The 13,733-nt window shown below is 70.3% G+C and carries 14 protein-coding genes; 6 read left to right on the top strand and 8 right to left on the bottom strand.

Features of this window, described 5'->3' with window-relative positions; genetic code table 11:
• Nucleotides 1–11: 11 nt before the first annotated feature.
• Entirely contained in the window at nucleotides 12–1,019 is a 1,008-nt protein-coding gene (locus tag KDK95_RS24825; protein WP_212520691.1) for an ABC transporter ATP-binding protein, read from the top strand.
• The gene (locus KDK95_RS24820) at nucleotides 1,016–1,849 is read left to right on the top strand and encodes a hypothetical protein (protein ID WP_212520690.1); all 834 of its coding nucleotides are present in this window, start codon (nucleotides 1,016–1,018) and stop codon (nucleotides 1,847–1,849) included. Before KDK95_RS24825 ends, KDK95_RS24820 begins: the two co-directional genes overlap by 4 nt.
• Nucleotides 1,850–1,877: 28 nt before the next feature.
• Here the strand turns inward: KDK95_RS24820 and KDK95_RS24815 are convergent, their stop codons facing one another.
• The 3 genes from KDK95_RS24815 to KDK95_RS24805 all read right to left on the bottom strand — a co-directional run bounded on the left by KDK95_RS24815 (nucleotide 1,878) and on the right by KDK95_RS24805 (nucleotide 4,794).
• Nucleotides 1,878–2,189, bottom strand: coding sequence for an Rv1322 family protein (locus KDK95_RS24815; protein ID WP_212520689.1), 312 nt, complete (start codon nucleotides 2,187–2,189; stop codon nucleotides 1,878–1,880).
• Between the two features lie 41 nt (nucleotides 2,190–2,230).
• Nucleotides 2,231–4,009 (bottom strand): 3-hydroxyacyl-CoA dehydrogenase family protein, encoded by a 1,779-nt coding sequence (locus KDK95_RS37870; RefSeq protein ID WP_212520688.1) that lies wholly within the window; start codon nucleotides 4,007–4,009, stop codon nucleotides 2,231–2,233.
• Nucleotides 4,010–4,389: 380 nt separating this feature from the next.
• On the bottom strand, nucleotides 4,390–4,794 hold the full coding sequence (locus KDK95_RS24805; RefSeq protein ID WP_212520687.1) for an SCO5389 family protein: 405 nt from the start codon (nucleotides 4,792–4,794) through the stop codon (nucleotides 4,390–4,392).
• Nucleotides 4,795–5,016: 222 nt separating this feature from the next.
• Between KDK95_RS24805 and nucS the strand changes: the two genes are divergently transcribed.
• A complete protein-coding gene (gene nucS / locus KDK95_RS24800; RefSeq protein ID WP_212520686.1) occupies nucleotides 5,017–5,676 on the top strand; it encodes an endonuclease NucS in 660 nt (219 codons plus the stop codon).
• A gap of 215 nt (nucleotides 5,677–5,891) precedes the next feature.
• Here nucS and KDK95_RS24795 read toward each other — a convergent pair whose 3' ends face one another.
• Nucleotides 5,892–6,371, bottom strand: a complete 480-nt coding sequence (locus tag KDK95_RS24795; protein WP_212520685.1) for a hypothetical protein — start codon at nucleotides 6,369–6,371, stop codon at nucleotides 5,892–5,894.
• A 355-nt stretch (nucleotides 6,372–6,726) separates the two neighbouring features.
• Here KDK95_RS24795 and KDK95_RS24790 point away from each other — a divergent pair, with 355 nt between their 5' ends.
• The gene (locus KDK95_RS24790) at nucleotides 6,727–7,053 is read left to right on the top strand and encodes a hypothetical protein (protein ID WP_212520684.1); all 327 of its coding nucleotides are present in this window, start codon (nucleotides 6,727–6,729) and stop codon (nucleotides 7,051–7,053) included.
• A gap of 152 nt (nucleotides 7,054–7,205) precedes the next feature.
• Here the strand turns inward: KDK95_RS24790 and KDK95_RS24785 are convergent, their stop codons facing one another.
• From KDK95_RS24785 to KDK95_RS24770, 4 genes are all read right to left on the bottom strand, one after another.
• Entirely contained in the window at nucleotides 7,206–9,143 is a 1,938-nt protein-coding gene (locus KDK95_RS24785; protein ID WP_372463383.1) for a methylmalonyl-CoA mutase family protein, read from the bottom strand.
• 155 nt (nucleotides 9,144–9,298) lie between these two features.
• The gene (locus tag KDK95_RS24780) at nucleotides 9,299–10,102 is read right to left on the bottom strand and encodes an ABC transporter ATP-binding protein (RefSeq protein ID WP_212520682.1); all 804 of its coding nucleotides are present in this window, start codon (nucleotides 10,100–10,102) and stop codon (nucleotides 9,299–9,301) included.
• Nucleotides 10,103–11,059 (bottom strand): FecCD family ABC transporter permease, encoded by a 957-nt coding sequence (locus KDK95_RS24775; protein ID WP_212520681.1) that lies wholly within the window; start codon nucleotides 11,057–11,059, stop codon nucleotides 10,103–10,105.
• Between the two features lie 8 nt (nucleotides 11,060–11,067).
• A complete protein-coding gene (locus KDK95_RS24770; protein ID WP_212520680.1) occupies nucleotides 11,068–12,069 on the bottom strand; it encodes a FecCD family ABC transporter permease in 1,002 nt (333 codons plus the stop codon).
• Between the two features lie 71 nt (nucleotides 12,070–12,140).
• On the opposite strand from KDK95_RS24770, the gene KDK95_RS24765 reads away from it, so the two are divergent.
• Together KDK95_RS24765 and KDK95_RS24760 are read left to right on the top strand one after the other, a co-directional pair.
• Nucleotides 12,141–13,214 carry an ABC transporter substrate-binding protein gene (locus KDK95_RS24765; RefSeq protein WP_212520679.1) on the top strand — a complete coding sequence of 358 codons (1,074 nt, stop codon included), beginning with the start codon at nucleotides 12,141–12,143 and terminating at the stop codon, nucleotides 13,212–13,214.
• A gap of 1 nt (nucleotide 13,215) precedes the next feature.
• Nucleotides 13,216–13,733, top strand: a 518-nt coding sequence (locus KDK95_RS24760; protein WP_212520678.1) for a siderophore-interacting protein, incomplete at its 3' end; no start/stop codon positions are given.

Raw genomic sequence — 13,733 nt, 5'->3', positions numbered from 1 at the left:
GGCTCTACCTCATGATCCAAGCGACCGAGCTGACCAAGCGCTACGGGACGCGGCTCGCGGTGGACCACGCCGACTTCACCGTCGCGCCGGGCAAGGTGACCGGCTTCCTGGGCCCGAACGGCGCCGGCAAGTCGACCACGATGCGGATGATCCTCGGCCTGGACCGGCCGACCTCCGGATCGGTGACGATCAACGGCGTGCCCTACCACCGGCTCGCCGCGCCGTTGCGCGAGGTGGGCGCGCTGCTGGACGCCAAGGCGGTGCACGGCGGCCGGAGCGCGTACAACCACCTGCTCGTGCTGGCGAAGGCGAACGGACTTCCGCGCAGCCGGGTGGACGCGGTGATCGACCTGGTCGGGCTGCACAGCGTGGCCGGGAAGCGGTCCGGCGGCTTCTCCCTCGGCATGGGCCAGCGGCTCGGCATCGCGGCCGCGCTGCTCGGCGACCCCGGCATCGTCATGTTCGACGAGCCGGTCAACGGCCTGGACCCGGAGGGCATCCTCTGGATCCGCAACCTGATGAAGGCGCTGGCCGCCGAGGGCCGCACGGTGTTCGTCTCCAGCCACCTGATGAGCGAGATGGCGCTGACGGCGGATCACCTGGTCGTGATCGGGCTCGGCCGGATCCTCGCCGACGAGCCGATGGCCGAGTTCATCGCGAAGAACTCGGTCAGCTACGTCAGGGTCCGCTCCCCGCAGCCGGCCGAACTCGCGCCGAAGCTGGCGCTGCGCGGCTGGCGGGTCGAGCGGCAGCCGGACGAGTCCCTGCACGTGTACGACACGCAGCCCGCGCAGATCGGTGACGTCGCCGGGGCCGAGGGCCTCTGGCTGCACGAGCTGACGCTGGTTCAGTCCTCGCTGGAGGAGGCCTTCATGCGGCTGACGGCCGGCTCGGTCGAGTACCACGCCGGGCAGTCGGACGACCAGGGCTCGCCCGACGGCCCCGCCGTGGCGGGCTGGGGAACGCCTCTGGAATCGCAGGCACCGCAGGCACCGCAGGTCGAGGAGCGTATTCAGTGACCGCCACCACGACGCGCAGCTTCCACATGGACGCGCCGATCCGGCGCATCACCTTCCGCGAGGCGCTGGACAGCGAGTTCGCCAAGATCCGCAGCGTGCGCTCGACGTACTGGACGCTGCTGATCTGCGTCGTACTGTCGGTAGGCATCTCGCTGCTGATCGCGGCGGTCACGTCGGCGAACTGGGACACCCTCTCGGCGACGAACCGTGCCACGGTCGACATGTCCTCCGTTGTCGCCGGCGTCTACTTCGGAGTGCTGGTCGTGGGCGTGCTGGGTGTCCTCGTCGTCTCGACCGAGTACGGCACCGGCATGATGCGCACCTCGCTGACCGCGTTCCCGCGCCGCTCGGTGCTGTTCCTCGCCAAGGCCGTCGTGCTCACGCTCGTCGTGCTCGTGACCGGAATCATCATCGCCTTCGCCTCATACGGCGTGGCCAGCCCCTTCTACACGAAGCACGGCGTCGACCTGTCGCTCAGCCACGGCGCAAACGTACGCGCCCTACTCGCCGTCCCGGTCTACCTGGCCCTGGTCGCGCTGATGGGCCTGGCCCTCGGCTTCCTGCTGCGGCACACCGCCGCGGCGATCTCGACGCTCGTCGGCCTGTTCTTCGTGGTGCCGATCATCACGAACTTCCTGCCCGGCACCCTCGGCAAGGACCTCAACAAGATCGTTCCCTCGAACGCGGGCAGCGCGATGATGGTCACCCACGCCGCGACCCCCGGCAGCACGCCGACCCTCTCCCCGATCGGCGGCTTCGTGGCCCTGCTGATCTGGACCGCGCTGCTGATCGTCCCCGCGTTCTGGTTCTTCCGGCACCGGGACGCCTGACGCCTGGCGCCGAGTCAGCCCCCGACGATCAGCGCCGGCGCCGCCGCCCGCGCGAGTTCCAGCACGCCGTGTGCCAGTGCCGGCGCTCGGTGACACCGCCGCCGGAGCCGTATTCGGGGACGCTCGGCCACGCCACGATGTGCGGCGTGCCGGGCGGGATCTCGTGGTCGCAGCCGGGGCAGCGGTAGCTCTTGGCCGCGGCCGCGCCGGTGACCTGCTGGACGATCCACTCCTCGCCGACAGCGTCGGACTCCGTGCGCTGATATCCGAAGGAGCGCGCGAGGTCGTCCGGATCGGGCGACGGTCGCGACCACTTGGAGTTCCTGCGCGGGCGGCTCACGCCTCCATTGTCGCAGCCCGCGCACCGAACCCCGGACCCGCCTACGCCGAGTAGTCCCGGAATCCGCGGCCCGCCTTGCGGCCGAGGTAGCCCGCGGTGACCAGGTGCTCGAGCAGCGGGGCCGGGGCGAAGCCGGGCTCGCGGAACTCCAGGTAGAGCACCCGCTCGATGGCCAGCGAGACGTCCAGTCCGACCACGTCGAGCAGCTCGAACGGGCCCATCGGGTAGCCGCAGCCGAGCTTCATCGCGGTGTCGATGCCGTCGGCGGTCGCGTAGTGCGCCTGCAGCATCTTGACCGCGTCGTTCAGGTACGGGAACAGCAGCGCGTTGACGATGAAGCCGGCCCGGTCGCCGCAGTCCACCGGGTGCTTGCCGAGGCGCTCGCACAGCTCGTGCACGGTGGTGAGCACGTCGGGGGCGGTGGCGACGGTGTGCACGACCTCGACCAGCTGCATCGCGGGCGCCGGGTTGAAGAAGTGCACGCCGACGACGTCGGCCGGGCGGGACGTGGCCATCGCGCAGTCGATGACCGGGAGGCTGGAGGTCGTCGTGGCGAGCACGGCGCCCGGCTTGCAGATCCCGTCGAGCTCGCGGAAGAGGGCCGTCTTGACCTCGAGGTCCTCCACGACCGCCTCGAGCACGAGGTCGCAGTCCGCCGCGTCGGACAGGCTGCCGCTGGAGGTGAGCAGCGCGAGCGCCTCGTCCCTGGCCTGCTCGGTGAGCCTGCCCTTGGTCACGCCGCGGGCGAGCGACTTCTCGATCGCGGCGCGGGAGGCCTCGGCCTTCTCCTTGGAGCGGGCGATCTGCACGGTCTCGATGCCGGCCTTCGCGCAGACCTCGGCGATGCCGTTGGCCATCGTGCCCGAGCCGACCACGGCGATCCGGCCGACGGCGCGGCCCGGCGCGGCGTGCTTGGCGCCCTCGGGGGTCTGGTCATCCGGGACCAGGGTCGGCACGTCCGGCTGCTCGTAGGTGTAGAAGCCGCGGCCGACCTTGCGACCGAGCAGGCCGGCGGTCTTCATCTGCTTGAGGATCGGCGCCGGCGCGTGCAGCCGGTCGCGCGACTGCTTGTACATCGTGTCGAGGATCTCGTACGCGGTGTCCACGCCGATCAGGTCGAGCAGCGCCAGCGGGCCCATCGGCAGGCCGCAGCCGAGCCGCATCGCGGCGTCGATGTCCTCGCGGGTCGCGTAGCGCGCCTCGTACATCGTCGCGGCGTGGTTCAGGTAGCCGAACAGCAGCGCGTTCGCGATGAAGCCCGCCTTGTCGCCGATCAGCACGGGGCTCTTGCCGAGCCGGGCGGCCAGCGCCTCGACGTCGGCGACGACCTCGGGCTCGGTGACGACCGTGCGGACGATCTCGACGAACTTCATGACCGGCGCCGGGTTGAAGAAGTGGATGCCGACCACGCGGCCCGGGCGCGAGGTGGCGACCGAGATCTCGGTCACCGAGAGCGAGGAGGTGTTGGTCGCGAAGACGGTGTCCGCGCCGCAGATCGCGTCGAGCCGCTGGAACAGCCCGCGCTTGAGCTCGAGCCGCTCCGGGATCGCCTCGATGACGAGGTCGGCCGCGGCCAGGTCGCCGAGCTCGGTGGTGAAGGTGATCCGGTCCAGCAGCGCCGCCGCGTCCTCGGCGCTCAGCTTGCCCTTGGCGACCGCCCGCCGGGTGGAGTGCGCCACGTGCGCCCGCCCCCGGTTGAGCGCGGCCGCGTTCTGCTCCACGCCGTAGACCCGGATGCCGTTCCTGGCCAGTACCTCGGCGATGCCCGCACCCATGGTGCCCAGGCCCACCACGCCCACCGTGTTGAAGTCTCGCGACACTGCCGACTCCCTTGTCCGCTCGGTACCGTCCCGTCGAAGGGGTACGGCCACTTGTTACCGGTCAGTATCCACGGTACCGGCAGCCGGGGCCGGTGGGAATGCGGGCGCGGTGGGCTTGTCCGATGAGCGGCGAAACGCGCGAGCGGAAATCCGCGGGGCGCGAGCCGTGAGACCGGTCGGGGCCGCCTTCCCCGCACGCGCCCTCCACTGCGCATGCGTCGGCCTCGACCGGTCTCTCCCCGCCGGGGTTCCCTCGTCGGCGGAGGTCTCCCTCCGCACGTCCCACCCCACCACACGGGTCTGACAGTTTCCGGACGACCACTCCCTTCCGCACACTCGAACGAGTGAACACTCCATGGCCAGGAGCGTTCTCCCCCGGCTCAGCAGTCGCGCAGCTCCGGCGACTGATTGAGCAGCTGGGCCCGGGGCGAGACGAAGCGGCGATAGGCGCCCGACTCCATTCCCGGCTCCCCGTCGGCGGCCGGGAACACGGCGACCCGGTGGCAGTTCTGGAACGCGAGTTTGACCCCGAAGTAGCGCTCCAGGCACCCCCGGATGGCGTCCGAGGCGAGCGCGCGCAGCAGCTGCCCGCGCTCCTGCTCGGTGGCCGGCGGCGTGGTGTTGTCGGCGAACGCCCCGCCCTCGACGTGCAGCCGCGTCGACAAGGTGCTGATCATGCCCCACGCGTAGGGCAGCGAGTCGCGCACGCACGCGGCGAACTCGGAGTCGGCGATCTCGCCGCGCTCCGCGGCGGCCAGCAGGTCCGGAGAGACGTCCAGCGACATGTGGGCTCCCGTTTCATTTCGTGAGGCTTGGCAGCTGTCATCTTGCGCTCACAGAAATGAATGACCGCGCCGGGGGCCCCTCACACCTCGCCGAGGGGGCGCGCGGGATTCACGTGTGACCGGACGTCAGATCTGCGGATCGATACGATCGTCGTACGCATCGTGCGCCGTGGAGCGCGGCTCCGCGCCCGCGCCCCCGGCGGGCTGGACTAGGCTGACCGGATGCGCCTCGTCATCGCCCAGTGCAGCGTCGACTACGCCGGACGCCTCGCCGCCCACCTGCCCAGCGCCAAGCGCCTGCTCATCCACAAGTCCGACGGCTCGGTGCTCGTGCACTCCGACGGCGGCTCCTACAAGCCGCTGAACTGGATGAGCCCGCCGTGCACGGTCAAGGAGGAGCCGGGCCTGTGGACGGTGACCAACAAGGCCGGCGAGAAGCTGATCATCAAGCTGGAGGAGGTCTTCCACGACGAGTCCCACGAGCTCGGCGTGGACCCCGGCCTGCAGAAGGACGGCGTCGAATCGCACCTGCAGGAGCTGCTCGCCGCGCAGATCGAGACCCTCGGCACCGGCTACCGGCTGATCCGCCGCGAGTACATGACCGCGATCGGCCCGGTCGACATCCTGTGCAAGGACGCGTCCGGCACGACGGTGGCCGTGGAGATCAAGCGCCGCGGCGAGATCGACGGCGTCGAGCAGCTGACGCGGTACCTGGAGCTGCTCAACCGCGACCCGCTGCTCGCCCCGGTGCGCGGCATCTTCGCCGCGCAGGAGATCAAGCCGCAGGCCCGGGTTCTGGCGACCGACCGCGGGATCGGCTGCCAGGTGCTGGACTACGACGTGCTGCGCGGCTTCGACGACGCCGAGTCGCGGCTGTTCTAGAGGAATCCTTCCCGGCGAATCCCGGTGCCGCGCCCGCTCGGGCGTTGGGCCCTAGGGCGTGTTTTGAAACTATCGCCGGGTCCGCGACGCCTGCCACGCACGCTCGCCGCGTTGCCGGATCGCCCACGTACGCCCAGTATGCGGACGACCCGGCGCCTTGCGAGCGCACGCGTCAGACGCCGCGGCCTGATCCGACGCTAGTTTCAAAACACGCCCTAGGCCTTGGGCAGCACCACGGCTGGGCAGGCCTGGCCGGCCGAGCCGCACGTCACCGGCGCGCTGCCCTTCCCCTCGCAGTACGCGGTGCCGCCGATGGGGCCCGCCAGACCCTTCGCGCTGACCCTGACGAAGCGCGTGCCGGCGATCCCCTCGAGCGTGCTGGCCACGTGGTCCCGGATGATCGGCGGCATCTTCAGCATCGCCCGGCCCGACGCGTCCGTCGTCGTGGTGCCGAGGGGGACGCCCACCGTCGAGCTCTGGCCGGGCGGGGTGCCCCACGCCCAGAACTGCACCGAGACGCCCGAGAGAGGCTTGCTGTCCGGCGACTTCACCGTCGCGGTGAGATCGAACGCGGACGTCACGCTCCGCAGGGTCACGTTCTGCACCGTCACGCTCTGCGTGGTGCACGCGGCGCCGCCGCTCGAACAGCCGCCGGGCAGCAGCGTGGCCACGGCGGTCGCGCCTATCGTCGTCACCGTCAACATGGTGTGTCTCTTACCGCGCACGTGCGGGTGCCTCGTTCCGTGGGTCGTCATGCAGGACCCTGCGGAACCTAACCTCGGCGGCCCGGAGTCGCCATCACACGAAAGGGTGAAACCCGCAAGTGGCTGCGGGTGAGAATCATCGAAGAACTCTGCGTGAGGTCCGCGGGACCGGCGGGGCGCCCGCGACCGCGCGGTTCGCGTCGCCGATAAGTCCCTGGCCTGAATTGCATTGCCCGGTAACGGACCCTACGCAGTGTCACCTCCGGTGGAGTACAGTTCGCGGGTATTGACTGTCATACCTGAGGGGGAGCGCTCCGTCGCCTCCCGTGGACAACTGAGGATAGCGATGAGCTTTTTGGCGAAGGCATTGGAGGTCTCGGAGAAGACCTTCGAGGAGACCGAGCACACCATCGAGGAGTGGAACATCCACCGCCACGGTGCGAAGCTGCTTCTCAAGCTCGGTATAGCGGTGTACGCCGAGCAGCGCCTGAACGGCACGCACGCGCCGGTGGAGCGGGTGCTCGGCGCGCTGGACGGGCACGCCTCGGAGCACGGCGAGGTCGACCTCGACCACCTGCGCGCCGCGCACCAGGTCCTGGGCGACGAATTCATCCAGGAACACGAGATCGGCGTCACCGCCGACGCCGAGGCGAAGGCCGACGCGAACGCCTGATCGGCGCGGGCACGGTGAACCCGAGTGGAATTCTCGGGTGAATCGGAATTAAGACCGGGTCCTGGAACGCTGCGGGAGAGCAGTGTTCCAGGACCCGGTCCTTTCGTCTTGATTACCCGTCAAGCCGATGCAAGAGACCGAAATCGGGCGAATCAGGCCACGAGGCTCAAAACCTTCCCCAGAATGGCCGTCAGATCGTAGTCGCGCGGCGTGAACACCGCCTTCACCCCTTGACGCAGCAGGACGTCTGCGTCGGCCTCGGGGATGATCCCGCCGACGACGACCGGCAGGTCGGCCGCGCCGGCCTCGGCGAGCAGCCGGAGCACGTCCGGAACGATGCGCAGGTGCGAGCCGGAGAGCACCGAGAGGCCGACGACGTCCACGTCCTCGGCGACCGCCGCAGCGGCGATCTGCGCCGGGGTGAGCCGGATTCCCTGGTACACGACCTCGAATCCGGCGTCCCTGGCCCGCACGGCGATCTGCTCGGCGCCGTTGGAGTGGCCGTCGAGGCCGGGCTTGCCGACGAGCATCCGCGGCCGCCGGCCGCGCTTCTCGCCGACCTCGCGCACCTGCTCGCGCAGCGCGGCGAGCTCCGGCGAGACCTGCGCGCCGACGGCCGCCGCGGCGACGCCGGTCGGTGCGCGGAACTCACCGAACACCTCGCGCAGCGCCGCGGCCCACTCGCCGGTCGTGACGCCGGCCTTCGCACAGTCGAGCGATGCGGGCATCAGGTTCACATCAGGGTTCGCGGCGTCCTCGCGCAGCCGCTTGAGCGCCAGGCCCACGGCCGTCTCGTCACGCTCGGCGCGCCACTTCCTGATCGCCTCCGCGGCGGCCTGCTCGACGGCCGGATCCACGGTCTGGATCGCCGCTTCGAGGTCGGCGGTGAGCGGGTTCGGCTCGGTCTCCTGGAACCTGTTGACCCCGACGACGATCTGCTCGCCGGCCTCGATCCGCGCGCGGCGCTCGGCGTGCGCGCTGACCAGCTGGGCCTTGAGGTAGCCGGATTCGACGGCCGGCACGATGCCGCCCATCTGCTCGATCCGGGACATCTCGGCCTTCGCCGCGTCGACGAGCTCGTCGACCTTGGCCTCGACGACGTGCGAGCCGTCGAACAGGTCACCGTATTCGAGCAGGTCCGACTCGAACGCCAGCACCTGCTGCAGACGCAGCGACCACTGCTGGTCCCACGGCCGCGGCAGGCCCAGCGCCTCATTCCACGCCGGAAGCTGCACGGCGCGGGCGCGGGCGTCCTTCGAGAGCGTGACGGCGAGCATCTCCAGCACGATGCGCGCCACGTTGTTCTCCGGCTGGGCCTCCGTCAGCCCGAGCGAGTTGACCTGCACGCCGTACCGGAAGCGGCGCGCGGCCTCGTCGGTGACCCCGTACCGCTCGCGGGTGATCTCGTCCCAGAGCCGGGTGAAGGCGCGCATCTTGCAGAGTTCCTCGACGAACCGCACGCCGGCGTTGACGAAGAAGGAGATCCGCCCGACGACGCGGTCGAATCGCTCCGGCGGCACCTGGCCCGAGTCGCGCACGGCGTCGAGCACGGTGATCGCGGTGGAGAGCGCGTACGCGATCTCCTGGACCGGCTCGGCGCCGGCCTCCTGCAGGTGGTAGCTGCAGATGTTGATCGGATTCCACTTCGGCATCGCGCCCACGGTGTACGCGATGGTGTCCGTCGTCAGCCGCAGCGAGGGGCCCGGCGGGAAGGCGTACGTGCCGCGCGAGAGGTATTCCTTGATGATGTCGTTCTGCGTCGTCCCGGCCAGCCTCGCCGGGTCCGCGCCCTGCTCCTCGGCGACGACCTGGTAGAGCGCGAGCAGCCACATCGCCGTGGCGTTGATCGTCATCGAGGTGTTCATCTCGGCGAGCGGGATGCCCTCGAACAGCCGGGCCAGGTCGCCGCGGTGCGCGATCGGCACACCGACCTTGCCCACCTCGCCCGCCGCGAGTTCGGCGTCGGCGTCGTACCCGGTCTGCGTGGGCAGGTCGAAGGCCACGGACAGGCCGGTCTGCCCCTTCGCCAGGTTGCGCCGGTAGAGGGCGTTGGACTCGGCCGGGGTGGAGTGGCCCGCGTAGGTGCGCATCACCCACGGCCGGTCTCGCGTGTTCTCCGGCTTGTTCTCCGCCGTGTCCTCCGGCTTGTTCTCCGGCTTGTTCTCGGTTGCGGACATGGATCGTTTGCCTTCCGCTGCTCGGTCGCCGCCGACGTCAGTTGTCGGTCGGCGCTCTCAAGCGGATACTACTTGGCGGTAACTTGACTGGGAAGAGGAATGACCAGCGGCCTGCCGGTCTCCGGATCCGGGATGATCCGCGCCCGCAGGCCGAACGCGCGCCCGACCAGCTCGGCCGTGATCACGGCGTCGGGGGCGCCCTCGGCGATCACCTCGCCCTCGCGCAGCACGATCAGGTGCGAGGCGTAGCGGGCGGCCTGGTTGAGGTCGTGCAGGACGGCCACGACGGTCCGGCCCGCGGCGTGCAGCCGGGCGCACAGGTCCAGCACCTCGATCTGATGCATGAGGTCGAGATACGTGGTCGGCTCGTCGAGCAGCAGCAGTTCGGTGTCCTGCGCAAGCGCCGTCGCGATCCAGGCGCGCTGACGCTGGCCGCCGGAGAGGCTCGAGACCGGACGCTGCCCGAGATCGGTCAGCGCGGTCTCGGCGAGGCAGCGCTCGACCACGGCCCGATCCTGCGGCGTCTCGCGGCGCAGTGCTCCCTGGTGCGGGAACCGGCCGCGGCCTACGAGTTCGGCGACCGTGATGCCGTCCGGCGTGATCGGTGACTGCGGCAGCAGCCCGACGGTCCGGGCCACGTGGCGGCTCGGATGCGCGCCGATCTCCTTGCCGTCCAGCAGCACCGTTCCGCTGGTCGGCCTCAGGACGCGGGCCAGCGCGCGCAGCAGCGTGGACTTGCCGCAGCCGTTCGCGCCGATGATGACGGTGAACGAACGGTCCGGGATCTCGACCTCGAGGTCGCGCACGACCTGCCGGTGGTCGTAGCCGAGGGTGAGATTCCGCGTCGCGAGCCTGTTCGCGGGTGCGCTCATCTAGATCTGTCCTGTCTTGCGCTGGTGGGCGAGGAGGTAGACGAGATAGCCGCCGCCGAGCACGCCGGTGACGACGCCGGCCGGCAGCACCCGATTCGGGATCGCGTGCTGCGATATGTAGTCGGCCCACAGCATCAGTGCGGCGCCGAGCAGCAGGGTGGGCACGAGATTGGGCCCGGTACGCCGGGTCAGCCTGCGCGCGAGATGCGGGGCGCAGAGGGCGAGGAACGCGACCGGCCCGGTCTGGGACGCTGCCGTGGCCGCGAGCAGGACCGCGCCGGTCAGCGTCAGCAGCCTGACCTTTTCGACTCCGAGCCCGAGGCCGATCGCGAGATCGTCGCCGAGTTCGAGGACGCGCAACGAGCGCGAAGTCAGCAGGAGGCACGGCGCGAGCAGGAATGTCACGGCCGCGAGGATCACGACGCCGGACCACGTACTGCCGTCGAGGCTGCCGGTGATCCACACCGTGGCGGCTGCGGCGTCGACGATGTTCGCGCGCGTGATCAGGTATTCGTTGACGGCGCTGAGGATCGCCGCGATCCCGATGCCGACGAGAATGAGCCTGGCTCCTCCCGTCACGCCGCCCCGTCGCGCGACGAGGTAAATCGTGACTCCGCTGCCGACTGCGCCGATCCACGCGGACACGGCGACGACCAACGCTCCCCCGCCGAACGCCATGATGCCGACGAGCGCTCCCGTCGCGGCGCCCTGTGTGAATCCGAGCACGTCGGGGCTGCCGAGCGGATTGCGCGTGACGGACTGGAAGACCGCCCCGGCCAAGGCGAGCGACGCGCCGGCGAGGACCGCGGTGAGAATTCGCGGCAGCAGCAGCTGATTGATGATGAACGCATCCGCCTCGGTGATCCCGCCGCTGAACTGGCCGATGTCGACGGTCGCGAACGCGGCGACCGCGGCCAGCGCGACGAAGACGACCGAAACGCCGACCGACCTCTTCATAGTCGGGCTCATGCGCGCTCACGTCCCACGACAGTCAGCAGAAAGACCGGCCCGCCGATGACGGCCGTGATGATCCCGACCTCGAGCTCGGAAGGCCGTGCGACGACCCGGCCCACGATGTCCGCACCGAGCAGCAGCACCGGCGCGAGGATCGCACTGTACGGCAGGAGCCAGCGCAGGTCGGGACCGGTTATTCGGGCGGCGACCTGCGGCACCATCAGGCCGACGAACACGATCGGTCCGCATGCCGCCGTGGCCGAACCGCAGAGCAGGACGATCGCCGCGATGGCGACCCCGCGGGTCAGGGCAGGTTTGGCGCCGAGCGCCGTGGCCGCCTCGTCGCCCAGTGCCAGAGTGTTGAGCGGCTTTGCACAGCCGAGCGCGAGGACGGTTCCGAGCAGGATGAACGGCGTGATCCGCAGCACCGTGCCCGGCTCGGCGGCCGCGATCGATCCGACAGTCCAGAACCGCATCTTGTCCAGCGCGCCGGTGTCGAGGAGTTCCAGCGCCGCGACATACGAGTAGAGCGCCGCGTTCACCGCCGTTCCGGCGAGCGCGAGCCGCGCCGGCGTGCTCGAAGCACCGCCGCCGATCGCATAGATGAGCACGGAGACGAGTGCCGCTCCGCCGAGCGCGAACCAGATGTAGCCGCTGAGGCTCGATATCCCGAGCAGCGCGGTCGCGGTGACGACGGCAGCCGAAGCGCCTGCGTTGACGCCGAGCAGGCCGGGGTCTGCCAAGGGATTGCGGGTCAGCGCCTGCATCACGGCCCCGGCCAAGCCGAGCGCGGTCCCGGCGAGCAGGCCCAGCAGCGTGCGCGGCAGCCGGGTCTGATGTACGACCGCGTACGCGCCCGACGCCGGATCGGCCAGTCCGTGCCAGACGGCTGACGGCGCGAGCGGCAGCGCGCCGATCGCGAGACTCAGCACGCAGACGACCAGCAGCGCCGCGAGCGCGGCGGGTAATCCGACTGCCCGGCATCGTGCCGGATGTGCTCGGCGGGTCGTCATGGGGCTCCCGGGGCTTGATCGTGGATTAGGTTAGGCTACCCTAAATCACACCACTTCGAGAGGACCCCGACATGCCCCTGCGCTCCACCGCACCGCGCGAGACGCCGCTCCCGACCCGCCGCCGCGTGCTGAAATCGGGTCTGGGCGCGGGACTCGGGTTAGGTGCGATCGGACTGCTCGGCGCATGCAGCGCGACCGTCTCGACGGCGAGTGCGGCATCCAACGCGAGCACGGGCAGCGGCCCGTGGACCTTCACCGACGACCGCGGCACGACCGTGCGCCTGGACTCTGCGCCCACGAAGGTCGTCGCGTACACGGGCACCGCAGCCGCGCTCTACGACTTCGGCGTCCCCGTCGACCGCCTCGTCGGCGTCTTCGGCCCCACCAAGCTGTCCAGCGGCAAGGCGGACCCGATGGCGGGCAACCTTCCGGTGGACAAGGTGACGGTCATCGGCAACACCTACGGCGAGTTCGACGTCGCCAAGTACGCCGAACTCGACCCGCAGGTGCTGATCACCGACATGTGGGAGAGGAATTCGCTCTGGTACGTCCCGGCCGCGAGCCTGTCGAAGATCGAGAAACTGGCGCCCACCATAGGGATCACCGTCGCGAGCGAGCCGCTCACCACCCCGCTGGCCCGCTACGAGAAGCTCGCCGGCCTTCTCGGCGCCGATCTGACCGCGTCCGCGGCCACCAAGGCGAAGACGTCGTTCCAGCAGGCAGTCGAGCAGTTGCGCAGTGCCGCGCAGACGGCGAAGGGCAACGGCCCGATCAAGGTCATGGCCGCCTCCGCGAGCGCCGACCTGCTCTACATCAGCGACCCGAAGGTATACCCGGACCTGAGCTACTACGAGCAGATCGGCGTCGAGTTCATCCAGCCGACGAACGTGGTCGGCGGCTTCTTCGAGAACCTGAGCTGGGAGAACGCCGGCAAGTACCGAGCGGACCTGATCCTGCTCGACAGCCGCACGAGCGCCCTGCAGCCCGCCGACCTGGCCGGCAAGGCGACGTGGACCGCGCTGCCCGCGGTGAAGGCGGATCAGATCGTCGGCTGGAACTCGGAGCCGCGCTACTCGTACACCGCGATCGCCCCGATCGTGCGGGGCATCGCGACCGCCCTGCAGAACGCGAAGAAGGTGGCCTGAGATGGCAGCCGGCCACTACCGCTTCTTCGACTTCGAGGTCGCCCGCACCCGGCGGGTGAGCCCGAGCGTGCAGCGCGTCACCTTCCGCGGCCCCGTCCCCGGCGCGATCGCCGAGTTCGCCTCCGGCGGCCGCGACCAGCGCTTCAAGCTGTTCTTCCCGCAGCCCGGCGAGGAGTACGCCGACGTCCCCGTCAAGGCCGGCGACCAGTGGTACGCCGCGTGGCGTGCCATGGACCCGAACCGCCGCGCCCTGATGCGCACCTACACCGTGCGCGAGCAGCGCCGCGACCTCGGCGAGATCGACGTCGACTTCGCCGTCCACACGTGCCCAGGACCCGCCGCAACCTGGGCCCTGCGCTGCCTCGCCGGCGACCGCATCACCGCCCTGGGCCCCGACGAGGCCGACAACGCCGGCATCGACTTCCGCCCCCCGCAGGGCACCGACTGGATCCTCGTCGCCGGCGACGAGTCCGCCCTCCCCGCCATCGCCGGCATCCTCGAGTGGATCAGCCCCGCCAC

The sequence above is a fragment of the Actinospica acidithermotolerans genome (assembly GCF_018139625.1).
Lineage (GTDB): Bacteria > Actinomycetota > Actinomycetes > Streptomycetales > Catenulisporaceae > Actinospica > Actinospica acidithermotolerans.
Note: the sequence above shows the minus strand (reverse complement) of the source record. Positions and strands in the feature narration are given on the sequence as shown.

Excerpts from the sequence above, each read along its gene's own strand:
- KDK95_RS24825 (WP_212520691.1), top strand. The coding sequence starts at position 12 with ATGATCCAAGCGACCGAGCTGACCAAGCGCTACGGGACGCGGCTCGCG.
- KDK95_RS24805 (WP_212520687.1), bottom strand. The coding sequence starts at position 4,794 with ATGTCGCTGGACGTCTCTCCGGACCTGCTGGCCGCCGCGGAGCGCGGC.
- nucS (WP_212520686.1), top strand. The coding sequence starts at position 5,017 with ATGCGCCTCGTCATCGCCCAGTGCAGCGTCGACTACGCCGGACGCCTC.
- KDK95_RS24790 (WP_212520684.1), top strand. The coding sequence starts at position 6,727 with ATGAGCTTTTTGGCGAAGGCATTGGAGGTCTCGGAGAAGACCTTCGAG.
- KDK95_RS24785 (WP_372463383.1), bottom strand. The coding sequence starts at position 9,143 with ATGCGCACCTACGCGGGCCACTCCACCCCGGCCGAGTCCAACGCCCTC.
- KDK95_RS24780 (WP_212520682.1), bottom strand. The coding sequence starts at position 10,102 with ATGAGCGCACCCGCGAACAGGCTCGCGACGCGGAATCTCACCCTCGGC.
- KDK95_RS24775 (WP_212520681.1), bottom strand. The coding sequence starts at position 11,059 with ATGAAGAGGTCGGTCGGCGTTTCGGTCGTCTTCGTCGCGCTGGCCGCG.
- KDK95_RS24770 (WP_212520680.1), bottom strand. The coding sequence starts at position 12,069 with ATGACGACCCGCCGAGCACATCCGGCACGATGCCGGGCAGTCGGATTA.
- KDK95_RS24765 (WP_212520679.1), top strand. The coding sequence starts at position 12,141 with ATGCCCCTGCGCTCCACCGCACCGCGCGAGACGCCGCTCCCGACCCGC.